General features: G+C 63.5%; 23 protein-coding genes. 16 read left to right on the forward strand and 7 right to left on the reverse strand.

The window, feature by feature from the left end:
- Positions 1-77: 77 nt before the first annotated feature.
- Both BM300_RS22095 and BM300_RS22100 read right to left on the reverse strand, forming a co-directional pair.
- Positions 78-734, reverse strand: a complete 657-nt coding sequence (locus BM300_RS22095) for a class I SAM-dependent methyltransferase (RefSeq protein WP_092464022.1) — start codon at positions 732-734, stop codon at positions 78-80.
- Positions 731-1,195, reverse strand: a complete 465-nt coding sequence (locus BM300_RS22100) for a YbaY family lipoprotein (protein WP_092225533.1) — start codon at positions 1,193-1,195, stop codon at positions 731-733. Before BM300_RS22100 ends, BM300_RS22095 begins: the two co-directional genes overlap by 4 nt.
- A 127-nt stretch (positions 1,196-1,322) precedes the next feature.
- Here BM300_RS22100 and nrdR point away from each other — a divergent pair, with 127 nt between their 5' ends.
- The 12 genes from nrdR to BM300_RS22160 all read left to right on the forward strand — a co-directional run bounded on the left by nrdR (position 1,323) and on the right by BM300_RS22160 (position 10,169).
- Positions 1,323-1,787 carry a transcriptional regulator NrdR gene (nrdR, locus tag BM300_RS22105; RefSeq protein WP_013694316.1) on the forward strand — a complete coding sequence of 155 codons (465 nt, stop codon included), beginning with the start codon at positions 1,323-1,325 and terminating at the stop codon, positions 1,785-1,787.
- Positions 1,784-2,917: a bifunctional diaminohydroxyphosphoribosylaminopyrimidine deaminase/5-amino-6-(5-phosphoribosylamino)uracil reductase RibD gene (ribD, locus tag BM300_RS22110; protein ID WP_092225531.1), complete on the forward strand. Its 1,134-nt coding sequence runs from the start codon at positions 1,784-1,786 to the stop codon at positions 2,915-2,917. Before nrdR ends, ribD begins: the two co-directional genes overlap by 4 nt.
- A 46-nt stretch (positions 2,918-2,963) precedes the next feature.
- Positions 2,964-3,629 (forward strand): riboflavin synthase, encoded by a 666-nt coding sequence (locus tag BM300_RS22115; RefSeq protein ID WP_092464025.1) that lies wholly within the window; start codon positions 2,964-2,966, stop codon positions 3,627-3,629.
- Between the two features lie 16 nt (positions 3,630-3,645).
- Positions 3,646-4,737: a bifunctional 3,4-dihydroxy-2-butanone-4-phosphate synthase/GTP cyclohydrolase II gene (ribBA, locus tag BM300_RS22120; RefSeq protein ID WP_063324168.1), complete on the forward strand. Its 1,092-nt coding sequence runs from the start codon at positions 3,646-3,648 to the stop codon at positions 4,735-4,737.
- A 275-nt stretch (positions 4,738-5,012) separates the two neighbouring features.
- On the forward strand, positions 5,013-5,489 hold the full coding sequence (ribE, locus tag BM300_RS22125; protein WP_003206025.1) for a 6,7-dimethyl-8-ribityllumazine synthase: 477 nt from the start codon (positions 5,013-5,015) through the stop codon (positions 5,487-5,489).
- On the forward strand, positions 5,486-5,986 hold the full coding sequence (nusB, locus tag BM300_RS22130; RefSeq protein ID WP_057713127.1) for a transcription antitermination factor NusB: 501 nt from the start codon (positions 5,486-5,488) through the stop codon (positions 5,984-5,986). The genes ribE and nusB overlap by 4 nt, the downstream gene beginning before the upstream one ends.
- A gap of 18 nt (positions 5,987-6,004) precedes the next feature.
- On the forward strand, positions 6,005-6,970 hold the full coding sequence (gene thiL, locus BM300_RS22135; RefSeq protein ID WP_092149736.1) for a thiamine-phosphate kinase: 966 nt from the start codon (positions 6,005-6,007) through the stop codon (positions 6,968-6,970).
- The gene (locus BM300_RS22140; protein ID WP_003206020.1) at positions 6,967-7,470 is read left to right on the forward strand and encodes a phosphatidylglycerophosphatase A family protein; all 504 of its coding nucleotides are present in this window, start codon (positions 6,967-6,969) and stop codon (positions 7,468-7,470) included. Before thiL ends, BM300_RS22140 begins: the two co-directional genes overlap by 4 nt.
- A gap of 11 nt (positions 7,471-7,481) precedes the next feature.
- Complete coding sequence (locus BM300_RS22145; RefSeq protein ID WP_092225527.1) at positions 7,482-8,240, forward strand: substrate-binding periplasmic protein; 759 nt, start codon at positions 7,482-7,484, stop codon at positions 8,238-8,240.
- A gap of 110 nt (positions 8,241-8,350) precedes the next feature.
- On the forward strand, positions 8,351-8,968 hold the full coding sequence (gene ribA / locus BM300_RS22150) for a GTP cyclohydrolase II (protein ID WP_030140454.1): 618 nt from the start codon (positions 8,351-8,353) through the stop codon (positions 8,966-8,968).
- The gene (locus tag BM300_RS22155; RefSeq protein WP_063324171.1) at positions 8,965-9,384 is read left to right on the forward strand and encodes a hypothetical protein; all 420 of its coding nucleotides are present in this window, start codon (positions 8,965-8,967) and stop codon (positions 9,382-9,384) included. The genes ribA and BM300_RS22155 overlap by 4 nt, the downstream gene beginning before the upstream one ends.
- Positions 9,384-10,169, forward strand: coding sequence for a cobalamin-binding protein (locus BM300_RS22160; RefSeq protein ID WP_092349301.1), 786 nt, complete (start codon positions 9,384-9,386; stop codon positions 10,167-10,169). Before BM300_RS22155 ends, BM300_RS22160 begins: the two co-directional genes overlap by 1 nt.
- 65 nt (positions 10,170-10,234) lie before the next feature.
- Here the strand turns inward: BM300_RS22160 and BM300_RS22165 are convergent, their stop codons facing one another.
- From BM300_RS22165 to BM300_RS22190, 5 genes are all read right to left on the reverse strand, one after another.
- Positions 10,235-12,115 (reverse strand): TonB-dependent receptor domain-containing protein, encoded by a 1,881-nt coding sequence (locus tag BM300_RS22165; protein WP_092464028.1) that lies wholly within the window; start codon positions 12,113-12,115, stop codon positions 10,235-10,237.
- 146 nt (positions 12,116-12,261) lie between these two features.
- Entirely contained in the window at positions 12,262-14,160 is a 1,899-nt protein-coding gene (gene dxs, locus BM300_RS22170) for a 1-deoxy-D-xylulose-5-phosphate synthase (RefSeq protein ID WP_092349307.1), read from the reverse strand.
- 115 nt (positions 14,161-14,275) lie between these two features.
- Positions 14,276-15,163, reverse strand: coding sequence for a (2E,6E)-farnesyl diphosphate synthase (gene ispA / locus BM300_RS22175; protein WP_092464030.1), 888 nt, complete (start codon positions 15,161-15,163; stop codon positions 14,276-14,278).
- Positions 15,160-15,402 carry an exodeoxyribonuclease VII small subunit gene (locus BM300_RS22180; protein WP_003185917.1) on the reverse strand — a complete coding sequence of 81 codons (243 nt, stop codon included), beginning with the start codon at positions 15,400-15,402 and terminating at the stop codon, positions 15,160-15,162. The genes ispA and BM300_RS22180 overlap by 4 nt, the downstream gene beginning before the upstream one ends.
- 229 nt (positions 15,403-15,631) lie before the next feature.
- Entirely contained in the window at positions 15,632-16,768 is a 1,137-nt protein-coding gene (locus BM300_RS22190) for a Fic family protein (protein ID WP_092464034.1), read from the reverse strand.
- 269 nt (positions 16,769-17,037) lie between these two features.
- Here BM300_RS22190 and BM300_RS22195 point away from each other — a divergent pair, with 269 nt between their 5' ends.
- The 4 genes from BM300_RS22195 to BM300_RS22210 are packed head-to-tail and all read left to right on the forward strand — an operon-like array spanning position 17,038 to position 24,811.
- The gene (locus BM300_RS22195) at positions 17,038-17,826 is read left to right on the forward strand and encodes a YfaP family protein (protein ID WP_063324177.1); all 789 of its coding nucleotides are present in this window, start codon (positions 17,038-17,040) and stop codon (positions 17,824-17,826) included.
- 30 nt (positions 17,827-17,856) lie between these two features.
- Positions 17,857-19,566 (forward strand): DUF2138 domain-containing protein, encoded by a 1,710-nt coding sequence (locus BM300_RS22200; protein WP_063324178.1) that lies wholly within the window; start codon positions 17,857-17,859, stop codon positions 19,564-19,566.
- On the forward strand, positions 19,563-20,246 hold the full coding sequence (locus tag BM300_RS22205; protein WP_170862089.1) for a DUF1175 domain-containing protein: 684 nt from the start codon (positions 19,563-19,565) through the stop codon (positions 20,244-20,246). The genes BM300_RS22200 and BM300_RS22205 overlap by 4 nt, the downstream gene beginning before the upstream one ends.
- A complete protein-coding gene (locus BM300_RS22210; RefSeq protein WP_092464036.1) occupies positions 20,243-24,811 on the forward strand; it encodes an alpha-2-macroglobulin family protein in 4,569 nt (1,522 codons plus the stop codon). Before BM300_RS22205 ends, BM300_RS22210 begins: the two co-directional genes overlap by 4 nt.
- The last annotated feature ends 1 nt before the right edge of the window (position 24,812 follow it).

Genomic DNA, 24,812 nt, shown 5'->3' on the forward strand with positions numbered 1-24,812 from the left:
ACAGTTGATCTTCAGTGGGTACAACATTCGCGTTCACTCTAGATCCCGTGTGGGAGCGGGCTTGCTCGCGAAGCTTCTCAGGCGCGCCGCGCGTGATACAGGCTCACATGCCGAAACTCTTCAGGCTCGGCCAGGTCCGGCAAGGTCATGGCCTGGAGCATGTCGATGCGTCGGTACAGCGGATGCTGGAAGTCCCGCACCCGGGAATCGGCCACCAACGCCTCGCGACCACGGCTGAGGAATTGATCGAGCAGCGGCAGGTTGGCCCGGTCGTAGAGCACATCGGCGACCAGGATCAGGTCGAAGCGATCGGCCTCGGCGAAGAAATCCGTTGAATACCCCAGCTCCACGTCATTGAGCGCGGCATTGCCCCGGCACGCGGCAATCGCCAGAGGGTCCAGGTCGCAGGCCACCACCTCCAGCGCTCCAGCCTTGACCGCCGCGATGCCCGCCACGCCGGAACCGGCGCCAAAATCCAATATGCGCTTGCCCTTGACCCACTGCGGCTGTTCGGCCAGGTAGCGCGCCATCGCCAGGCCGCTGGCCCAGCAGAAACTCCAATAGGGCGGCTCGTGGAGAATGCGCCGGGTTTCTTCCGGGCTGAAGGCACGGTCCATGTTGTCGCCGTCGATCAGCCACAACTTCAAGTCGGCGCCGGGTAGCGGGCAGGCCACCAGGCGCGCGTCACCCAGCAATTCACTCAACGCCCGTTGCAGGTCCTGCGGTGCACTCATGGCGCCTTGACGAATTGCAGGGCGCCCAGGGCCTGGGTGGTTGGTTGGCTGATGCGTTGCTCCGGCAGGTGCAGGATCAACTGGCCCGACTGGCTGGCGCGGCCACGCAGTTCCACCCGGGCGCCGACCGGGAAGGCGTCGGGGTTGAAGCGCAGGCGGAAGGGCAGGGCCTGGTTGGTACCGATCAGGCTGGAACTGGCGAGCAATTGCTGCGGACGGTCCTTGTCATCGATCACCAGCAGCGCCAGTTCAACCTCGGCCCCGGCCGGTACGCCTTGCAAGGTGCCGCTCAATTCGCGCTGATACGCCGGCAGTGGCCCCAGTTCGGCGGCCTGGCGGGCTTTTTCCTGGGCCTGTTTCGGCGCCGGGGCCGGTGCGGGCGCCGCGGGCTTGGGGGCGTCGCTGCTGCACGCCATCAGCAGGCTGAAAAGACTGAGCAAAACGAGCGATCGTAGCGGCATGTGTGGCTCCAGCAAGGTGAATTCCATGGATCTGACGGTAAGCCCGTCTGTATACCGTAAACCCTATGGCTTGTCTTGCCAGTGGGATGCGCTACCATGGCCCTCCCTTTTTTTGTTGCCTGCCACCATGCACTGTCCCTTCTGCGGTGCCAACGACACCAAGGTCATCGACTCGCGACTGGTCGCCGAGGGCGAACAAGTCCGCCGCCGCCGCGAATGCCTGGCTTGCGGCGAACGTTTCACGACGTTCGAGACCGCTGAACTGGTGTTGCCGCGCCTGATCAAAACCGACGGCAGCCGCCAGCCGTTCGATGAAGAAAAACTGCGCGCCGGCATGCAGCGCGCCCTGGAAAAACGCCCGGTGAGCGTCGAGCGCCTGGAAGCGGCGCTGGTGCACATCAAGCACAAGCTGCGGGCGACCGGCGAGCGCGAGGTCAAATCCCTGGTAGTCGGTGAGTTGGTGATGGCCGAGTTGCAGAAGCTCGATGAAGTCGCCTACATCCGTTTCGCCTCGGTGTACCGGCGCTTCCAGGACCTGAACGAGTTCCGCGAAGAAATCGACCGCCTGGCTCGCGAACCGGTGAAAGAATGACCGTCTCGGCGCAGCAGGCCGTCCTCGACGCCCACTACATGGCCCGTGCCCTGGAGTTGGCGCGACGCGGTCACTACACCACCCATCCCAATCCCCGGGTCGGTTGCGTGATCGTGCGTGACGGGCAGATTGTCGGCGAAGGCTGGCATATCCGTGCCGGCGAGCCCCATGCCGAAGTCCATGCCCTGCGCGCCGCTGGCGAACAGGCCCGCGGCGCCACGGCTTACGTGACCCTTGAGCCGTGCAGCCATCACGGGCGTACGCCGCCGTGTGCCGATGCGCTGGTCAACGCCGGCGTGGCGCGGGTGGTGGCGGCGATGCAGGACCCCAACCCGGAAGTCGCCGGGCGTGGCCTGCAAAGGCTGGCCCAGGCCGGCATCGCCACCGAAAGCGGCGTGCTGGAGGGTGAAGCACGCAAGCTCAATGAAGGTTTTCTCAAACGCATGGAGCAGGGGCTGCCGTTCGTGCGGGTCAAGCTCGCCATGAGCCTCGATGGCCGCACCGCCATGGAAAGCGGCGAAAGCCAGTGGATCACCGGCCCGGCCGCACGTTCGGCGGTGCAACGCCTGCGCGCCCAGGCCAGTGTGGTGCTGACCGGCGCCGATACGGTGCTGGCGGACAACGCCCGGCTGACCGTGCGCGCCGATGAACTCGGGCTCGATGCGGAGCAGACGGCGTTGGTCATGAGCCGCCCGCCGCTGCGGGTGTTGGTGGACGGTCGTCTGCGGGTGCCGCTGGATGCCGCGTTTTTCAAGGCCGGTCCGGCGCTGGTCGCTACCTGCATGGCGGTGGAAGAACAATACGCCAACGGTCCCGAATGCATGATCGTGGCAGGCGATGACGGCCAGGTCGATCTGCGTCGGCTTCTGGTGGCGCTGGCTGCCCGGGATGTCAATGAAGTGCTGGTGGAGGCTGGTCCGCGCCTGGCGGGCGCTTTTGCCCGGCAAGGGCTGGTGGACGAGTTCCAGATTTTCATCGCCGGCAAGTTCCTCGGTTCTTCGGCGCGGCCGCTGTTGGACTGGCCGCTGGCGCAGATGAAGGACGCTCCCCAGCTGAAAATCACCGAAATCCGCGCCGTGGGCGATGACTGGCGAGTCATCGCCGTTCCCGTTCCACCGGCCAGCGTATAATTCCCGGCTTTCGCGCAAGCGGCGGCCTGTTCTCGAGGAGGACTCCATGTTTACCGGCATCATCGAATCCATCGGCAGCATCCGTGCACTCACCCCCAAGGGCGGCGATGTGCGGGTCTACGTCGAAACCGGCAAGCTCGACCTGGGCGACGTCAAGCTGGGCGACAGCATCGCGGTGAACGGCGTGTGCCTGACCGCCGTTGAACTGCCAGGCAACGGCTTCCTGGCGGACGTGAGCCGTGAAACCCTCGACTGCACGGCCATGAACGACCTCAAGAGCGGCAGCCCGGTCAACCTGGAAAAAGCCCTGACCCCCACCACTCGCTTGGGCGGGCACCTGGTCAGCGGCCATGTGGACGGCGTCGGCGAAGTGGTCTCGCGCACGGATAACGCCCGGGCCGTGGAGTTTCGCATCCGCGCGCCCAAGGAATTGGCCAAGTACATTGCCCACAAAGGCTCGATCACCGTCGACGGCACCAGCCTGACGGTCAACGCGGTGGATGGTGCCGAATTCCTGCTGACGATCATTCCCCACACCCTGAGCGAAACCATCATGGCCTCGTACCGGCCAGGTCGCCGGGTCAACCTGGAAGTCGACTTGCTGGCCCGTTACCTGGAGCGCCTGCTGCTCGGTGACAAGGCCGCGGAGCCTGCATCCGGCAGCAACATCACCGAAAGCTTCCTGGCCGCCAACGGCTACCTCAAATCCTGACCCAAGGGGGTGCCGCGTGGCGCTCAATAGCATCGAAGAACTGGTTGAAGACATCCGCCAAGGCAAGATGGTCATCCTCATGGATGACGAAGACCGCGAGAACGAAGGCGACCTGATCATGGCCGCCGAATGCTGCAAGGCCGAGCACATCAACTTCATGGCCAAGCATGCTCGTGGGCTGATCTGCATGCCGATGACCCGCGAGCGCTGCGAGCTGCTGAAGCTGCCGCTGATGGCACCGCGCAACGGCTCGGGCTTCGGCACCAAGTTCACCGTGTCCATCGAGGCTGCCGAGGGCGTGACCACCGGTATTTCCGCGGCTGACCGCGCGCGCACCGTCCAGGCGGCTGCCGCGAAAGACGCCAAGGCCGAAGACATCGTCAGCCCCGGCCACATCTTCCCGCTGATGGCCCAGGCTGGCGGCACCCTGGCCCGCGCCGGCCACACCGAAGCGGCCTGCGACCTGGCGCGCATGGCCGGCTTCGAGCCCAGCGGCGTGATCTGCGAAGTGATGAACGACGACGGCACCATGTCCCGTCGTGCGGAGCTGGAAACCTTCGCCGCCGAACACAACATCAAGATCGGCACCATCGCCGACCTGATCCACTACCGGATGATCCACGAACGTACCGTTCAGCGGATTGCCGAGCAGCCCCTGGACAGCGAACTGGGCCAGTTCAACCTGGTGACCTACCGCGACTCGGTGGAAGGCGATGTGCACATGGCGCTGACCCTGGGCACCGTGTGCGCCGAAGAGCCGACCCTGGTGCGGGTGCACAACATGGACCCATTGCGCGACCTGTTGATGGTCAAGCAACCCGGCCGCTGGAGCCTGCGGGCCGCCATGGCTGCGGTGGCCGAGGCCGGCAGCGGCGTGGTGCTGCTGCTCGGTCACCCGCTCGATGGCGACGTGCTGCTGGCGCACATCCGCGAAACCGCGGATCAAGCCGCCGTGAAAAAACCGACCACCTACAGCATCGTCGGTGCCGGTTCGCAGATCCTTCGGGACCTGGGCGTGCGTAAAATGCGCCTGATGAGCGCACCGATGAAATTTAATGCGATATCCGGTTTCGATCTGGAAGTTGTAGAATACGTGCCCTCCGAATAATGGCCTGCGGATTCCGGCATTATTGTTCACTTAAGGCTTGTTAGATTCATTGTGGCGAGGGAGCTTGCTCCCGCTTGGGTGCGCAGCACCCACAACTGGGCCGCTGCGCAGCACCCACAATCGGGGCCGCTTCGCAGCCCAGCGGGAGCAAGCTCCCTCGCCACAAAAGCTTGAAATGGACAGCATGACGGGATCTGCGGGTGCTGTAGATTCGAGACTAATATCACTGAGGAGCGCGTATAGAACGCGCTCCGGCTCTTTAAGAGATCTGACGAATGACCCTGAAGACCATCGAAGGTACCTTCATCGCCCCCAAAGGCCGCTACGCTCTGGTAGTGGGCCGTTTCAACAGTTTCGTGGTCGAGAGCCTGGTTGGCGGTGCGGTCGATGCCCTGGTTCGCCATGGCGTGAGCGAAAGCGACATCACCATCATCCGTGCCCCTGGCGCCTTCGAAATTCCGCTGGTTGCGCAGAAAGTCGCTCAAAAGGGCGAATATGCGGCGATCATCGCCCTGGGCGCGGTCATTCGTGGCGGTACTCCGCACTTCGAATATGTGGCCGGCGAATGCACCAAGGGCCTGGCCCAGGTCTCCATGGAGTTCGGCGTGCCAGTCGCTTTCGGCGTACTGACCGTTGACTCCATCGAGCAAGCCATCGAACGTTCCGGCACCAAGGCCGGTAATAAAGGTGCCGAAGCTGCCCTGTCCGCCCTGGAAATGGTCAGCCTGCTGGCGCAGTTGGAGGCCAAGTGATTAGCGACGAAAGCGATCGTTTCAACCCGCGCGATCCAAAGCCTGCGGATGCCGGCAAGCCGTCGAAAAGTGCCAAGCGCCGCGAAGCCCGTCAGCTCGCGACCCAGGCGCTGTATCAATGGCACATGGCCAAGCAATCGCTGAACGAGATCGAAGCGCAGTTTCGGGTCGACAACGATTTCAGTGATGTTGATGGCGCTTACTTCCGCGAGATCCTGCACGGGGTCCCACAGTTCAAGACTGAAATCGACACCGCGCTCACGCCTTGCCTGGACCTGACCATTGAAGAGCTGGATCCGGTTGAACTGGCGGTGCTGCGCCTGTCCACCTGGGAGCTGCTCAAGCGCGTCGACGTACCGTACCGCGTGGTGATCAACGAAGGGATCGAGCTGGCGAAAGTCTTCGGCTCCACCGATGGCCACAAGTTCGTCAACGGTGTGCTCGACAAACTTGCCCCGCGCTTGCGTGAAGCCGAAGTGAAGGCGTTCAAGCGCTGATTGGCGTTTGCAGCGGCTATGGGCGAATTTGAGCTGATCCGTCACTACTTCGCCGCCGCGCCTTGTGCGCAGGGCGGCGAGGGCGTTGCGCTGGGGATCGGCGACGACTGCGCCCTGCTGGCCGTTCCTTCCGGGGAACAGCTGGCGGTGTCCACCGACACGCTCGTGGCCGGTGTGCATTTTCCAGACCCTTGCGAGCCGTTCCTGCTCGGCCAGCGCTCGCTGGCCGTGGCGGTCAGTGACCTGGCCGCCATGGGCGCCAACCCTTTCGCCTTTACCCTTGCCCTGACCTTGCCGACGGTGACCGCCGATTGGCTGCAAGCCTATGCCCGCGGTTTGAACCACATGGCCCAGGCCTGTGGCGTGGCGCTGGTGGGGGGGGACACCACACGTGGGCCCCTGAGCCTGACCATGACGGTGTTTGGCCACGTGCCGTCCGGCCAGGCCCTGACCCGTAGCGGCGCGCGGCCCGGCGACCTGCTGTGTGTGGGCGGCGAATTGGGCAATGCCGCCGGCGCATTGCCGCTGGTGCTCGGCCAGCGCAGCGCCGAACCTGCGATTGCCGAGCCGTTGCTGGCCCATTACTGGTCGCCACGTCCGCAGATCGACCTGGGCCTGGCGTTGCGGGGCAAGGCCAGCGCGGCGATGGATATTTCCGATGGCCTGCTGGCCGATTGCGGGCATATCGCCCAAGCGTGCGGGGTGGCCTTGCAGGTTGAACGGGACCGACTGCCGCTGTCCAACGCTCTGGTAGCGTTTCTTGGCCGGGCGGATGCCGAGCAGGTCGCCCTGAGCGGCGGTGACGATTACGTGCTGTTGTTCGCCGTGCCACCAAGCCGATTGTCGGCGTTGCAGGCCGCCGGCTGGCCGATCCACGTGATCGGCCGTGTACTGGCCGGGCAAGGCGTCACGCTGGTCGACAGCCTCGGGCACGACATCACCCCGCCAGTGCGGGGCTATCAACATTTTCGGGAGACACCGTGACAGATCATCCCAACCAGGTCCCGGCAGAGTTCGTTCCGCCTTCGGTCTGGCGCAATCCCTGGCATTTCCTGGCATTTGGCTTCGGTTCGGGTACTTTGCCCAAAGCCCCGGGCACCTGGGGCTCGCTGGTTGCGCTACCCTTCATACCGTTGTGGCAGATGTTGCCGGACTGGGGCTACTGGTTGATGCTGGGCATCACCATGCTGTTTGGCTTCTGGCTGTGTGGCAAAGTGGCGGATGACCTTCGGGTGCACGATCATGAAGGCATCGTCTGGGACGAAATGGTCGGCATGTGGATCACCTTGTGGCTGGTACCGGAAGGCTGGTATTGGTTGCTGGCGGGTTTCCTGGTGTTCCGTTTCTTCGATATCCTCAAGCCGTGGCCGATCCGCTGGATCGACAGGCATGTACACGGCGGTGTCGGTATCATGCTCGATGATGTGTTGGCCGGGGTTTTCGCCTGGCTGGCAATGCAGGGATTGGTGTGGTGTTTCACCTGAGGGAGTCAGGCATGGGCGTAAGCCGCGCACTACTGCTGTTGCTGTGTTTAGGAGCCTGTTTGGGTGCAAGGGCGGTCGAGTCGACGCCGCTGCCTGACAAGATCCGTGCGGCCAGCGAAGAGTGGGCCGATTACACCCAGGCCGATGGCCAGGGCATGGGCTGGGATATCTTGCGCGCGGTCTTCGAGCCTGAAGGCGTCAAGCTGGAGATCCGCAGCGTGCCCTACACCCGCTCGATCGGGTTGGTGCAGCGCGGCGAGGTCGACGTGCAGGTTGGCGCCTATCGGGATGAATCCGAAGGCGTGCTCTACCCGCATTGGCACTACGACGTCGATCATATCTATGCCTTGGGGCTGGCCTCCAAGCCTTCACCGACGCTGGCGACGATTGGCAACTATCGACTGGTGTGGATGCGCGGGTACGAATACAACAACTACCTGCCCAACATCCGGCGTTTCAATGAGATTCACCGCGCCGTAGGTATCTTGCCGATGCTGGCCCATGATCGTGCCGATTTTTATATCGATGCGTTGATGGAAATCCAGGATGTGCTTGCCAAGGCCGACGATCCTAAGCAATTCAAGCTTTCGCCCCTGATCAATTTGCCGCTGTACCTGGGTTTCGCCAACAACGAAAACGGCCGTACGTTGCGGGCGCTGTTCGACCGACGCATGGAAGTGCTGGTGAAGAGCGGCGAGTTGAAACCGATTTTCGAACGCTGGAAGCAACCCTATCCTTTCGACGAGAAAGGCAAGCCGCCGAAGCCATGATCAATCTTATCGATGTTCATTAGCGATAATTCAGCCTAAGCGTCTGTCGGATCGTGCTGTTACAATGCCCGCCTCTGCGAATCTCCAGTACTAGAATCAGGAGCACACCGGTGCCTGTCGTTTTTGTTGCCGCTTCCAAGCTGCCAACGCCCTTTGCGCAATTCACCATGCATGGTTTTCTCGATGAAGCCACCGGCCGCGAGCACGTTGTGCTGAGCCTGGGTGACTTCGCCGACGGTGCACCGGTGCTGGGCCGCCTGCATTCCGAATGCCTGACCGGCGACGCCCTGTTCAGCCAGCGCTGCGATTGCGGTTCGCAACTCGAGGCCGCGCTGCAAGCCATTGCCCGTGAAGGCCGTGGTGTGTTGTTGTACCTGCGCCAGGAAGGGCGTGGTATCGGCTTGTTGAACAAGATCCGCGCCTATGAACTGCAAGATGGCGGCGCCGATACCGTGGAAGCCAACGAACGCCTGGGCTTTGCCGCCGACCTGCGTGACTACAGCATTTGCTTGCCGATGCTCGAACACCTGGGTATCAAGTCCCTGCGGCTGATGACCAACAACCCACGCAAGGTCAAGGCCTTGACCGACATGGGCATCGTGGTGGCCGAGCGTGTACCGCTGCACACCGGTCACAACCCCCACAACAAACTCTACCTGGCAACCAAGGCCAGCAAGCTCGACCACATGATGGGTAACGAGCACCAAGGCGAGGTTGACCGGGCGTGACGCGCGGTCAGGTTCGGCGGCGGCTATCGGTCAGTTGGTGGAAATACCTGGCCCTGGCCTTGCTGCCGCTGTTCGTGATCAACGCGGTGTTCGGCCAGGGCGAAGCGATTCTGCCGGTGCTGGCGATGCCGCTGTTCATTGCCGGCGTGGCGTCGATGTTTGTCAGCCTGCGATTCTTCGGGCCGTACAAGCAAGCCCTGATCGCCACCCAGAAAGCGCTCGACACGCCCGAAGAACCCCAGGCCTGGATTGACCTGGCGGCCCGTCGCCGCTCAGCCTTCCTGGTGGCCGGGCTACCGGCCTGGGTCGGTGCCCTTGCGGTGTTCGTGGGCCTGGAAGCGGTGCCGTTGATGCTGCTGGCGTTGTCGACCGCCGTGTTGTTCTACCTGTACCGCATCCCGCGCCAACTCGGCTGATGAACCGCTGGCTGGCGGTCTTGCTGCTGGCCGCCAGCGCCTCGACGATGGCGGCTTCGCGGGTCGTCAGCCTCGCGCCGTCGTTGTCGGAAATCGTCGTTGAACTGGGCTCCGCCGACCTCTTGGTGGGCGTGCTGGATGGCGGTGACCGTCCGCCAATCCTTAAGGACCTGCCTTCCGTAGGGCGTTACGGCCAATTGGACATGGAACGCTTGCTCAGCCTCCAGCCCGACCTGCTCCTGCTCTGGCCCGGCAGTGTCGGCCCGGCGCAGCGCGAGCAACTCCAGGGCTTGGGTATTCCCGTTTATGTCGCCGAGTCCCGCAGCCTCGACCAACTCATCGCGCAAATTGAAGACATTGCCATGCAGCTCGGCCGCCCGGAGCGGGGCGCGCCGCGGGCGGCGCAGTTGCGTGTGCGTCTGGAAGCGTTACGCCATCGCTATCGACGGGACCCGCCGTTGCCGGTGTTCTACCAAGTCTGGGACCGGCCGCTGTACACCGTCGGGGGCGGGCAGATCATCAGTGATGCGCTGGCGGTGTGCGGGGCTCGCAACGTCTTCGCTGACCTGAGCGTGCCGGCCCCGCAGGTGAGTGTGGAAGCGGTGCTGCAACGCAATCCGCAGGTCATCCTGGCCACGGAGCAGGCGCAGCTCGATGCCTGGAAAACCTGGCCGGTGGCGCAGGGGCGGTTGTTGCTGGTCAATGACAAGGGGCTGGAGCGGCCCAGTGGGCAGATGATCGAGGCGACGGCGCGGCTATGTGAGTTGATTGCGCCAGACAGATAGATTGCGGCGGGCCCAATCGCGAGCAAGCTCGCGATGAGGCCCGCCCAAACACCACAAATTCCAGATCAGAGGGCGGGGGTCCAAGTCACCCCAAGCAACCAGGTCCGACCTTCCTCCCGATACCCATACTGGGCTCCATCATGGCTATACAGCGCCCGGCTGTAACCCTTGTCCAGCAGGTTATCCACCTTCATCTCCAGCTTGACCTCCCGGGTCAACGCCCAACTGCCGCGCAGCCCGAGCAAGGCATAGCCACCCAGGGCATTGCGGTTGTTTTCATCGTCATAGCTGCCACTCACCGCTTGCCAGGTGGCGCCCAGGCCCAGACGGTCGAATTGCCGGTCCAGGTCCAGGCTCAAGGTCCGCCGGGCGCGGCGTGCCAGAGTGTGGCCGCTGTCGCGGTCACGTGGGTCGATGATGGCCAGGCCCAGGTTGCCCTGCCAGCCGAACACATCCTGCAGGTAGGCCATCTCAAAACCGTTGATCCGCGCCGAGGCAACGTTCTGTGGGCGTGAGTTACTGCCAAAGATGATCGCGTCTTCCAGGTCCGTGCGGTAAAGCGAGGTCTCCAGGCGGGCGCTGTCGCTCAGTTGGCTGCGCCATTGCAGCTCGTAGCTTTTCGCCGTCTCGGGTTTCAGGTCAGGGTTGCTGAAGTCCGGGTAGTACAGGTCGTTGAAGGTCGGCGCGCGGAAGCTTTCGCTGTAGGTCAGCAACAGGTCGTTGTCCGGGTTGATCGGCAGGGTAAGCGTGCCGCTCCAACTGTTCTGGCCGCCAAACTGCTGATTCTGGTCGCGACGCAGGCCCAGTTCGGTGGAGAACGTTTCGGCCTGGAAGCGGTGCTGGATGAACGCGGCACGGTTCCAGCGGCTGTCTTCGTCGAACGGCGTGCTGCTGTTGACCCGGTCCTGATACCAGTCGCCGCCGACGATCAGGCTGTTGCGCTCGTTCAGCGTCACGTCGTTCTGCCAGGTCAAGGAATCGCGGTAGGTGTTGAACACTTCGCGGACATCGCTGAGCTTGTCGAAGGTCTTTTCACGGTTCTCGCTGTGGCCCAGTTCCAGGCGTGACTTCCAGGCCTCGTTGATTCGCCCGTCCACATAGGTGCTGAAGCTGCTCACCGCGAACTCGCTGTAGGGTTGCTGGGGCAGGGACTCGAACGTGGCCGGATCGAAGCGGCCGAACGGGTTGTCGTATTCGCTTTTGCCGCGGTTATCCAGCAGGTTCAGGCCAACTTCCAGGTCATCGCTGGCCGCATGGCTCAGGCTCAGGCTGAAGGACTGGTTGCGATTGGCATCGTCGTCGCGATCGCTGGCGTAGGACTCGTGGGTCCGATTGCTTCCGGCGCTGTCGTCGAGGCTGGCGCCGAGGTTGAAACGGGTCTGCTCGTCGCCACCGGACAGGCCCAGGCTGCGCTCCCAGGTCTGATGGCTGCCGACACCCACATGCAGGCGCGGTTGCAGGCCTTGCTCGTTGCCGCGACGGGTGAAAATCTGAATGACACCGCCCACCGCATCGGCACCGTAGATCACCGAACGCGAACCGCGCAGCACTTCCACGCGCTCGATCTGGTTGATGTTCAGGCGTTGCAGGTTGCTGTCACCGGAGGTGGCGTTACCGATGCGCTGGCCGTCCACCAGCACCAGGCTCTGGGCCGATTTGGTCCCGCGAATGTAAATCCCCGGCAGGCTGCCGCGCCCACCCAGCGGAGCCACCTGCACGCCTGGCACACGGCTGAGCAAGTCCGTGACACTGGCCGGCTGCAAGCGCTCGATGTCGTCGCGGGTGAACACGGTATTGGCGGCGCTGCTGTCGTTGCGGGCCTCGACCTGGCGGTTGGCGCTGATCACGATGTCGGGCAGCTTCAGGGCCTGGTCGCGTTCGAAGGTGTCGGCCAGCAGGTCGGGGGTGGGTAGCAGAGAGAGGGTGAGGGCGAGGCGGAGTTTCATGGGGGTTCCGATCATGTGTGCTTCACACAAGCCAATGTGGGAGCGGGCTTGCTCGCGAAAGTGGTGTGTCAGTCGAATTCGATATTGACTGATACACAGCTTTCGCGAGCAAGCCCGCTCCCACAGGATTTTGTATCGTTTGAACGTTACAGGCCCAACAACTGCAACCGCTGGCGCACCGCCGTTTCGATCCCCACCTCGTCCAATCCACATTCGGCCAGCATCTGCGCCGGCTTGGCGTGTTCGACATAGAGGTCCGGCAAGCCCAGGTGCAGCACCGACTTGAGGATGTTGTCCCGGGCCAGGAATTCGCTGACCGCCGCGCCGGCACCGCCCATGATGGCGTTTTCCTCGATGGTCACCAGCAGGTCATGGCTGCCGGCCATCTCGCGCACCAGGGCTTCGTCCAGGGGTTTGACGAAGCGCATGTCCACCACGGTAGCGTCCAAGGTGTCGGCGACTTTCAAGGCCTCGGCCAGTTGCACGCCGAATACCAGCAGGGCGGTTTGCTTGCCCTGGCGGCGAATCACGCCCTTGCCGATCTCGATTGGCTCAAGGTCGGGCGAGATCGTCGCGTTCGGGCCGGTGCCACGCGGGTAACGCACTGCCGCCGGGCCATTGAACAGGTGGCCGGTGGTGAGCATCTTGCGCAGCTCGTTTTCATCGCTCGGGGTCATCACCAGCATGCCGGGGATGCAGCGCAGGAACGACAGGTCAAAGCTGCCGGCGTGGGTCGGGCCGTCTTCGCCCACCAGGCCGGCGCGGTCGATGGCGAACAGCACGTCGAGGTTCTGTACGGCGACGTCATGAATCAGTTGGTCGTAGGCCCGTTGCAGGAACGTCGAATAAATCGCCACCACCGGTTTGGCGCCCTCACAGGCCATGCCGGCGGCGAGGGTCACGGCGTGCTGCTCGGCAATCGCCACGTCGAAATAGCGTTGCGGGTAGCGTTCGCTGAAGGCCACCAGGTCCGAGCCTTCCTTCATCGCCGGGGTGATGCCCACCAGGCGCGGGTCGGCGGCGGCCATGTCGCACAGCCATTGGCCGAAGACACCGGAGTACTTTGGTCCGCCGGCCTTTTTCGGTGCGGCCGCCGGAGCGTCCAGGGGTTCGAGCTTGGTGATGGCGTGGTAGCCGATCGGGTCGACTTCCGCCGGGGCGAAGCCTTTGCCTTTCTTGGTGACCACGTGCAGGAACTGCGGGCCCTTGAGGTCGCGCATGTTGCGCAGGGTGGCGATCAGCGTGGGCAGGTCATGGCCGTCGATGGGGCCGATGTAGTTCCAGCCCAATTCTTCGAACAGTGTGCCGGGCACCAGCATGCCCTTGGCGTATTCTTCGGTGCGGCGGGCGATTTCCCAGGCGCCGGGCAGGCGCGACAGCACTTTCTTGCTGCCTTCGCGCATGCTGGCGTAGGTGCGGCTGGAGAGGATCTTTGCCAGGTAGTTGGACAAACCGCCAACGTTGCGCGAGATCGACATGTCGTTGTCGTTGAGGATCACCAGCATGTTGGCGTCGACTTCCGGCGCGTGGTTCAGCGCCTCGAAGGCCATGCCCGCGGTCAGTGCGCCGTCGCCGATCACGGCAATGGCCTTGCGCTCGCTGTTTTGCAGGCGAGCGGCAATCGCCATGCCCAGGGCAGCGCTGATGGATGTACTGGAGTGACCGACGCCAAAGGTGTCATATTCGCTCTCGGAGCGACGCGGGAAGGCGGCGATACCGTCCTTCTGACGCAGCGTGCCCATGCGCTCGCGACGACCGGTGAGGATCTTGTGCGGGTAGGCCTGGTGCCCGACGTCCCACACCAGCCGGTCGTCCGGGGTGTCGAACACGTAATGCAGCGCGATTGTCAGCTCGATGACGCCCAGGCCCGCGCCGAAGTGCCCACCGGTCTGGCCGACCGTGTAGAGCAGCTCCAGGCGCAACTCATCGGCCAGGGTTTCCAGCTCGGCTTCACCCAGGCGACGCAGGCCGTCCGGCGTGTTGGCGCGGTCCAGCAGGGGCGTGGTCGGGCGCTTGCGGGGAATCTCTTGAAACGTCGTGGGCATCAGGCGAATCGTTATAGGTATAGAAAGAGGCGGCAGTTTACCTTATGGATCGCAAGCTGCCCACGCGTTGGCCGGAACTTGGCCGATACGCACTTATGAATGGGTTGACCCTGTATCAGCTGCGTCGTTCGACGATATAGCGCGCCAAGTCGCGCAACGGCTCGGCCGCCGCGTCAAAGGGTCGCAGCGCGGCCAGGGCCTGGTCGCGCAGCTCCAGGGCGTAGGCCTTGGCGGCGTCGAGGCCGAGCAGGGCCGGATAGGTCGGTTTATCGCGGGCGATGTCGGCACCCTGGCGCTTGCCCAGGGTCTGGGTATCGCTTTCGACGTCGAGGATGTCGTCCTGCACCTGGAACGCCAGGCCGATGGCTCGGGCGTAGGTCTGCAAGGCTTGCAACTGGGCGGGCGTGGCCCGGCCGCTGGCCAGGGCGCCGAGCCGGACGCTGGCCTCGATCAAGGCGCCGGTCTTGTGCCGGTGCATGTATTCCAGGGCGCTCTGGTCCAGCTTCAGGCCCACCGAGCCCAAATCGATGGCTTGGCCGCCGACCATTCCCGCAGGGCCTGCCGCCAGCGCCAGGGCACTGACCATGTCCAGGCGAACCGGCGCCGGGCATTCGCTCAGGGCCGGATCCAGCAGGGCGCTGAACGCCAGGCTCTGCAGGCCGTCGCCGGCCAGGATCGCGCAGGCTTCGTCGAATTGCTTGTGGGTAGTGGGCTGGCCGCGACGCAGGTCGTCGTCGTCCATGGCCGGCAAATCGTCGTGCACCAGCGAATACGCGTGGATCAACTCCACCGCACAGGCGGCGCCGTTGGCTTGCTCGGCCTGGCCGCCCAAGGCTTCGCACGCGGCGTAGGCCAACAGCGGCCGTACACGCTTGCCGCCGTTCATCACGCTGTAGCGCATGGCTTCGTACAGGCGCGCCAGCTCCGGGCTCGGGGCGCTGAACAAGCTATCCAATGCAGCATTGACCCGGGCCTGGCTGCTGGCCTGATAGGCGCCGATCATTCAGGCTGTTCCGCGTCGAAAGGCTCTTCGGTCAGCTCGCCGTCGCGCTCGAGCAGCAATTGCACCTTCTGCTCGGCCTGGGCCAGCGCCGCCTGGCAGTCGCGAGTCAAGCCGATACCCTGCTCGAAGGCGGTCAGCGAGTCTTCCAGCGACAATTCGCCGTTCTCCAGCCGTTCCACCAGCGTTTGCAGGTCGGCCAGAGATTGTTCGAAATCCAGTGCAGCTTTTTTGCGGGCCATGGCGGCTATTCCGGTTGACTGTTAAACCGGCGCGACACTAGCAGACATGGGGTTTTGGGGCAAATCAGGGCAGGGGGATCGAAGCGGGACAACGGGCTTGCACCGACCTGCTTTTGTGGCGAGGGAGCTTGCTCCCGCTCGGCTGCGCAGCAGTCGCAATCCGGTTCAGCCCCCGCAGGTTGGGGCCGCTTCGCAGCCCAGCGGGAGCAAGCTCCCTCGCCACGGAATTTCAGCGGGCCGGATAACTGACCCGATACCGGGTACTGCGCCCACCGCCGGGCATTCGCTCCAGGCAGCCTTTCTCCAGCAGTTCGGCGAGATGGCGGGTTGCCGTCGCCTTGGAAACCTTCGCCACTGCTTGGTATTGGGCTGCGCCGATTCCGCCCTCGAAGCCTTTTTCACCGCCATCGAGCATTCGGTTGAGTACCTTGATCTGCTCAGGCGTAAGCGCGCTGTTGCGATGAACTTGCCAGAATCTCGCTTTGCAAAACACGCTGTCGATCCGCTTCATCGCCTGCTGGAGGCTGCGCAACAACGTCTGCAGAAACCAGGTCAGCCAGGCGGTGATATCCGGTGTGGCCTTCTGGCTGTTCTCCAGAATCCGGTAATAACCGGCGCGGTCGTCGAGGATGCTCACGGACATGGCGTAGAAACGGATTGCCTGCGCCTCGCCCTGGGCCAGTGCCAGGTCGGTCAGGGTGCGGGTCAGGCGGCCATTGCCATCGTCGAATGGATGCAGGGTGACGAACCAGAAATGAGCGATGCCAGCACGCAACAATGGATCGAGGTCGGCCTGATGAAGACTGGTCTCGAACCAGTCGATGAACGTTTGCAATTGCTGTTCAAGACCCTGGCGGGGAGGAGCCTCGAAGTGAACGGTGGGGCGGTCCAACCTGCCAGGGACTACCTGCATCGGTTCGTCACCGCGCAGCGTGCCTACTCGGATCTGTCGGTGGGCAAAGTCGCTGGTTTGATCAGGAAACAACCACTCATGCCATTCCAGCAAGCGTTCGACAGTCAGGGGCTGGTTGAAATGCCGGGTAGCGTCCAGCAAGAGGTTCGCCAAGCCTTCGCTGCGTTGGCTGACCGGCGTGTCGTCGCCTTGTTCCAGGCCGAGGCGGCGGGCCAGGGACGAGCGCACCGAGCCGACATTCAGTTGCTCTCCTTCGATAGCCGAGGAGGTCACGATGTTTTGCAGCAAGGTATCCAGTTCGCTCTGGGCACTGAGCGAAGCCGTGACCGCGCCCGTCATGCCGAGCAACTGGCCTTGGGTCTGCACGCATTCGCGAAGCAGCGGTGCCAATGCTTCAGCTTGCCAGCGGAAGCCGGGCCAGTCGGGCTGTTGCCAGATCCAATGGGGTGCCATGCGCCTGTCCAAAGATGAGTGAGCCGAATAATAGCGCTATTCGGCTCATTTCGTGAGCCGAATACGCCTGCTATTCGGCTCACGCACCTCTCAGTACGTGATTTCCCACACAGAATCGCGCGTTCCCCGATTGTTAATAATTCGCCGAATCGCTAACCTTCGCGCCATCTACAGCCCCGTTGCGACGGGGCCTTCAGACGAAGCCCGAATAATGACAAGCAGCGCTGAGGATCAGCGCCGGGTTGCGTCGTGCATGGCAGGAGGCATACGTGCGTTTTCTTTCTTTATTGATCGTGTTGCTCGGCGCGCCGTTGGCGTGGGCGCAGCCTTCTGCCGAGATGTCGGAGCCGGTGGGCGGTTGGCGCTACAGCGGCTTGCTCGATCGCACTGAAAACCCGCAGGTCGCCTATCCCACGCCGCCCATCGACCGGGGCGTGCAGCGCAACCGCACGATGATCGAGGGCCGGCTCAAGGCCATGGGCACGGCTCGCCAGCCCCATAGCCTGGCGGTCAACGGCAATCCACTGAATCTCTACACCGACGACGAGGGGCGTTTCGCCCGGCCGTATGCGTTCGGCGCCGGCTCCAACAGCGTCGAGGTGCGCAGCTCCGAAGGCCAGTCCCTCAAGCGCGTGCAATTCTATGAAGCCAACAACCTGCGCACTCCCGCGCAGATCCGCGTGGTGCTGGGCTGGGACGACCCCAAGGCCGAACTCGATCTGCATATCGTCACACCCGACGGCCAGCATGCGTTCTTCGGCCGGCCGGCGCTGACCAATGGCGGCGGCCTCGACCCGGATGGCGTCGATGGCCCGGGCCCTGAAATGTTCACCATGACCGCGCCGATGCACGGCACCTACCTGGTCTACGTGAACTACTGGGGCAACTACGGCAGCGGTGGCTACAACTTTGACGAGACCAGCAACGACAACGAGGTGATCACCTCGCAGATCAACCTGGTGCTCAATGAAAACACCGTCGATGAAAAACGCGAGACCTTTGTCGTGCCCCTGCGTGCCATTGGCGATCTGCTGCTGGTCAAGACTTTCAACTACTAACGCTCCACGGATGAACAGGCCCTTGTGAATATGAGCGACAACACTGCTTCCCCGACCACGCCGACACCTGTCGCTAAACCTGTGCGCCGTTGGCCGGCGATACTGATCGGGCTGTGCCTGGTAGCAGGTGTGGCCGCCGGGTTGGGCTGGTTCATGACCAAGCCCAAGGCGCCGCCCATGGCGTTGGCGTTGGAAAAGCTCGGCCTGAGCCGCCCCGACGGCTTGCTCGAGGCGCATTCCCTGAGCCAGTTGCCCAAGGACCTGTTGGCTGTGCCGTTCCTCAAGGCCACGCTCACCGAAGACTTCGTCTTCTATTACGAGGCCCACGCCGACCGCCTCGGGCTGATGGGCAGCCTGCGCCGGATCATCTACGAGCATGACCTCAAGTTGCAGGACAGCCTGATCGAGGAGCTTTTCGACCAGCCAGCCGATGTGGCGCTGTGGCGCGGTGCCGACGGTCGCCTCAAGGATTTTCTGTTGGTAATGGATCGCGGCGGGTTGGCCAAGGTGCTGGAGCCATTGGCCAAGGTCGCCCTGGATGATACGCAACTGAGCAAGCTCAGCGACCTGAAGGTCGGCGGTGATGACGTCGCGCTGTACCAGCTCAGCTACAACGCCAGCAAATCCCTGCTCTTCGCTTCCCATGGCGACAAGCTGGTGGTGTTGTCCAACCCGGCGAAACTCTATGACCCGGCCAACGGTCCATCGGATGAGCGCGGCAGCGTGTCGACGACCGCCCTGGCCGCCTTGCTCAATGGCGACAAACTGTTCCCCGAAGCCTTCGGCTTGCCGCCCAAGGCGCCGGAGGTCAAGCAACGTATTTCGGTCAATGCCAATGTGCTGGCCATGGGTTACCAGCGTTTCATTCCGAACTTCGCCGGGCTGCGCTTCGACATGGACGACAAGGGCTGGCACAGCTTCCTGGCCATGGACGAGCTGGAAAACCAACCGGACTTCGACTTCAAGCCGATCTGGCAAGCCATGCCCATGGGCGCCAGCGCCTGCGTTGCCTTGCCGTTGGCCGCAGAACCGCAGAAGCCGCTGTTGGTGAAACTTGGCGCCGACGAAAAAGCCGCCCAGGCCATGGTCGACCATGTGGCCGGCGCGGCAGGTCTGTGCTGGTACGCCGATTCGCGGTTGTATACACCGCTGCTGGTGGCGAGCCTGAACGAAGACGACGGCAAGCTCGACGCGGATTTGGGCAAACTGTTTGGCTCGATGGTGGGCGCCTATGAGAACAATGCCGCCGAGCACGTGTTCCCGGTCGTCGAGAAACAGGAAGGCGCTATGCACCAATGGCAGCGCCAGGTGAGCTCCAACTTCGGCCCTTACCTGGCCAAGGACTCGCTGCAACCGGACGCCATCACTGGCAAGGCATTCCTGCGCGTCAGCCTGGCGCGTCATGGTTCGACCCTGCTGTTCTCCCTCGACGACAAGCTGGTGGACAAGGCCCTCGGCACCCTCGACAAGCGCTTCCCGCCCATGGCCGACGTGGTGCCCAAGGATGTGCTGATGCCGATTTATTTCGGCCCCGATGCCATGGCGCAACTGATGCAGCGTGAAACCCTCGACAGCTTGCCCCAGGACATGGAACCGGTGTTCTACAACGCCGCGCAAACCTACCTCATCCCGAAACTGCGCACCCTGGGCGGCTATGGCAAGTACGCCCTGACGTTGCCTGCCGGCAGCGAGCCGGACGGGCACTGGCAGTGGCTGCCACTGGAATGGAAAGCGCTGTGACAGGACTGATCCGCAACCCCGGATGGGCGCTGCTGCTGGCACTGCTGTGGGGTGGGCCGGCGCTGGCCGTCGAGACGCCGCTTTCCGTCGCGGCGCGGCCTTCCGTTGAGACGCCGCCGCTGGATGTGCGGCAATCCCAGGTGTTTCGTGCCTGGTTCGTGCGCATCGCCGAGGAGCAGTTGACCAAAGGCCCGAGCCCGCGCTGGTACCAGCAAGACTGCGCCGGCCTGGTGCGGTTTGCCGCCAACGAGGCGCTGAAGGTCCACAACGATAAGTGGCTGCGCAGCAATGGCCTGTCCAACCGCTACCTGCCGCCGGAGCTTGAACTCAGTGACGCCCAGCGGCGCCTCGCCCAGCAATGGCAGCAGGGCGGCGGCAAGGTCGGGCCCTACGTCAACGCCATCAAGCTGATCCAGTTCAACAGTCGCCTGGTGGGCCGCGATGTCACCCAGGCCCGTCCCGGCGACCTGATGTTCTTCGATCAGGGCGACGACCAGCACCTGATGATCTGGATGGGCCGCTACATCGCCTATCACACCGGCACCACAACCCCTACCGACAACGGCATGCGCTCCGCAAGCCTGCAACAACTCATGAACTGGAAGGACACCCGATGGATACCCGACGCAGCCAACCCCAACTTCATCGGCGTCTATCGACTCAACTTTCTCTCCCAATGACCGGTGCTCGCATGCTGCGCTTGTGTTCAAAATTGCCCCTGCTGTTCGCCCTGTTGCTGGCACCTGTCGTGAATGCCGAAGACACGGTGGAGCCCAGCGGCTACACGCCGGTAGCCGGTGAAAGCTTCTTCCTGCTGGCCGACAGCAGCTTTGCCAGCGACGAACAGGCCATGGTTCGCCTCGAAGCGCCGGGCCGCGACTACCGTCGGTTCCGCATGGAGCCCTACGGCGGTGCCGACATCCGCGTCTATCGCATCGACAAGCCGCTGGATTTCCTCAAGCGCCAGAAGAACCTGCACCGCGTGGTCAGCGACGGCCAGTTCAAGGGCGAAGGCCTGTCGAACACCCTCGCGTACCTGTGGGACAACTGGTACCGCAAGTCTCGTCGAGTGATGCAACGGGCGTTTTCCTACGAGTCCCGCCAGCAAGTCACCGAAGAAGTGCCGGAACTGAAGATCGGTGACGCCCTGGTCGCGCCGACACCGTATGAAGCACCGCCACAATTCGCCTTGATCCCGGGCTTGCCGGTGGTCAGCCAGTTCCGTTATCCGCTCTGGGAAGCCAAGCCGATCCAGCCGCCTGCGGGCGTCAACCTGGCCGGTTCGTCCAGTGAGTTCGTCAGCGTCGCGCCGGGCAACGTCTACGTGCCGCTGGGCCAGTTGAAGCCCGGCCTGTACCTGGTGGAAGCGCTGATCGGCAAATACCGCGCGACCACCATGGTCTTCGTCTCCAACACCGTGGCCGTGAGCAAGATTGCCGGTGATGAGTTGCTGGTCTGGGCCGCACGCAAGCATGAAGGGCGTTCGGTGCCCAAGGTCAATGTGCTGTGGACCGACGGCCTGGGCGTGATGAGCAGCGGTGCCACCGATGAAAACGGCCTGCTGCGCCTCAAACACGTTAGCCCGGAGCGTTCGTTCGTCATCGGTGAAGACGAGGAGGGCGGGGTATTCGTCTCGGAAAACTTCTACTACGACAGCGAAATCTACGACACCAAGCTCTATGCCTTCACCGACCGGCCGCTGTACCGGCCAGGGGATTGGGTATCGCTGAAAATCGTTGGTCGTGAGTTCAAGAACGCCCGTGATTCGGTGCAACCGAGCGCCGCCGACGTCAATGTCAGCGTGCTGGACGCCACCGGCACCGAGCTGCAAACCCTGGCCCTGAAACTCGATTCCAAGGCCGGCACCCAAGGCCGTTTCCAACTGCCGGAAAACGCTGTGGCCGGCGGCTATGAACTGCGCTTGCGCTACAAGGACCAGCTCTACAGCAGCGCCTTTCGTGTAGCCGAATACATCAAGCCGCACTTCGAGATCGCCCTGAACCTGGCCAAGCAGGACTATCGCACCGGCGAGCCGGTCAAGGGCAACCTCGTGCTGCTGTACCCGGACGGCAAACCTGTGGTGAATGCCACGGTGAGCCTGAGTCTGCGCGCCCAGCAACTGTCGATGGTCGATAACGAACTGCAATACCTGGGGCAATTCCCGGTCGAGCTGACCAGCAGCGAAGTGACCACCGATGCCAAGGGCAACGCGACCCTCGACCTGCCGGCCGCCGACAAACCGAGCCGCTACACCCTCACCGTGTTCGCCAGCGATGGCGCCGCGTATCGGGTCAAGACCACCAAGGAAATTCTCATCGACCGTGGCGCGGCGAATTTCCGCCTGAGCGCACCCCAGCGTTTCAGCGCCGTCGGCCAGAAGGTGGCGTTCAGCTACGCCAACGAAGGCGGCAACGAACAAACCAAAGCCGTGACACCGGGCAGCTACGCCTGGGTACGGCTGGAAGACCAGACCACCGGTGAAGGCAAGCTGACGGCCAAGGACAAGGGTTTCAACCTGACCTTCGACCGTCCGGGCACCTATAACCTGACACTCAAGGACGACCATGGCCGGGTGGTTGGCGCCGTCGCCCATGCGGTCACTGGCGAAGGCATCAAGTCCGTGCCGGGTACTGTCGAGATCGTCCTCGATAAAGCCGAATACAAGGCCGGCGACGAAGCCTTGGCCCTGATCACGTTCCCGGAACCGGTCAGCGATGCGCTGCTGTCCCTTGAGCGGGACAAAGTCGAGGCCACGGCGCTGCTGTCCAAGGGCGGCGATTGGCTGAAGATGGAAAAACTCAGCGACACCCAATACCGCGCCCGCATTGCCGTGAAGGATAACTTTGCGCCCAACCTGACCTTCTCGGTGCTGTACACCAAGGGCGGCCAGTACAGCTTCCAGAACGCCGGCATCAAGGTGATCACGCCGCAGATCGACGTTGCCGTCATCACCGACAAAGCCACCTACCGCCCGGGTGACACGGTGACCGTGGACCTGAGTACCCAGTTCTCCGGCAAGGCGATCCCCGCGCACCTGACGGTCAGCGTGGTGGACGAAATGGTCTACGCCCTGCAACCGGAAGTGGCGCCGACCATCGATCAGTTCTTCTATCACCCGCGTCGCAACAACGTGCGCACCAGTGCCAGCCTGTCGTTCATCAGCTACGACGTGGCACTGCCAGGCAGTCCTGGCGCGCCGGGCAAGGCCAACCGCAGCGAACGCGGGGTCAAGGTGCTGGAGCGGCCGCGTCGTGAAGACGTCGACACCGCTGCATGGCAACCGGAACTGGTCACCGACGCCAACGGCAAGGCCCGCTTCACCTTCAAGATGCCGGACTCCCTGACCCGCTGGCGCATCACGGCCAAGGCAATTGCCGACGACGGCCAAGTGGGCCAGAAGAAGCAGTTCATCGCCTCGGAAAAACCGCTGTACCTGAAATGGAGCGGCCCGACCCGTTTCCGCACGGGCGACAAGCCACAACTGGGCCTGTTCGCGTTCAGCCAGTCTGAAAAACCACTGAAGGCCGAGCTGCTGATCCGCTACGCCGGCGCCGAACAGCGCATGGTGGTGGACCTGAAAAACGGCATCAACTACGTGGCGCTGCCGGCCCTGGAGCTGAGCAGTGGCGACTTGAACGTGCAGCTGCAATTGAACGGCGAAACCCAGGACGCCCTGGCCATGCGCTTGAACGCCAGCGGCAATGGCTGGCAAGTCACCCAGAGCCAGCGCCTCGATGTGGCGAGCGGCGACACCCCGCTGACCTTGCCGGCCGACGCCAGCGATATTCGCCTGCGCCTGGACGACAGCCCGCAAGCGTTGTTCCGTTCGGCCCTGGATGACCTGCTCAGCTACCCATACGGTGGCGTCGAGCAGACCGCCAGCCGCCTGTTGCCGTTGAGCATTGCCTATCCGACCCTGGCGTCGAACCCGCAGATCCGCGACCGCTTGCGGTTGATCATGCAAAACAGTCGCTTGCGCCTGGTGCAGATGGCCGGCCCCTCGGCGAGCTTTACCTGGTGGGGCCAGGACGGTGAGCCGGATGCATTCCTCACCGCCTATGCCTATTACGCCGACTGGCACGCCAGCAAGGCCCTGGACCTGAGCCTGCCGCCGGAACACTGGCAACGGGTGCTGGAGGTCTACGCCAAGCAGGCCGGTAATACGCCGCTGCTGCAGCGTGCGCTGATCCTGTCGTTCGCCAAGCAGATGCAATTGCCGGTGAACACCTTGCTCAGCGGCCTGATGGACGACCTGGCCAAGGCCAGTGAAGACAGTAGCGAGAGCGTGCTGGACAGCGGTGAAGACAGCCTGGTCATGTACGCGCCGGATTCGGCCCTTGGCTTGGCCAGCGCCCGTGTCCTGACCGCGTCCCTGGCGAAACAGGCGAAGGTGCCGTTGCCGGCGGCCTTCAGCCGTCAAGCCGATGCGGCGCAACAGCAACTGGAGCTCAGTTCGCAGCCGTTCGTCGAGGCCCTGGTGTTGTCGTTGCAGGGCTTCGATCAGGCTCGCGCCACTGCATTGCTGGAGCGTGTGTTGCCGCAGCAGTCCACCTTGGAGCGGGCCCTGGCCTTGACCTGGTTGCAGCGCAGCATCGAACAGGCAGCGCCGGCCGTGGCCCTGGCACCGGGCGAAGGCTGGGCAGCCAAGCAGGGCGCGACCGGTGAAACCTACTGGCAGTGGCAGGGCGCGCAGCTTCCAACGATGCTGACCCTGACCGGCGCCCAGGAGCGTCCATTGCAAGCGGCACTGAGCTTCCAGAGCCAGCAACCGCCGGTAGCACCGATGGCCGTGTCCATCACCCGGCGCCTGTCGCGCCTGGTGCCGGGCGATGAGGCTTTCACCTTCAAGCTCGAAGCCGTGGGCAACAAACCGTTGTCCAGCGACAGCCTCTACCTGGATGAAGTGATCATCAACAGCAAGGCTCCGACGCCACTGCGCTACGGCATGCTCGAAGTGCCGCTGCCACCGGGCGCCGATGTGGAGCGCACCACCTGGGGTATCCAGTTGATGGGCAAGGCTGACAGCGAACCGATGTCCCTGGAAAAAGCCCGCTTCGAGCCCGGCCAGATGGCGTATGCGGTGCCGGTGGATGCCCTCAGTGGCGAGCTGCGCCTGCGGCACTTGGTGCGCTTCTCCCAGAAAGGCCAGTTCACCTTGCCGCCGGTGCGCTTCACCCAGGTCTACGCGCCGCAACATCAGGCGCGGGAACAGAAACCGGCGCTCGGTCAGGTCACGGTCAACTGAT

Source organism: Pseudomonas sp. NFACC46-3 (assembly GCF_900114515.1).
In the GTDB taxonomy this organism is placed as follows: Bacteria; Pseudomonadota; Gammaproteobacteria; order Pseudomonadales; family Pseudomonadaceae; genus Aquipseudomonas; species Aquipseudomonas fluorescens_Q.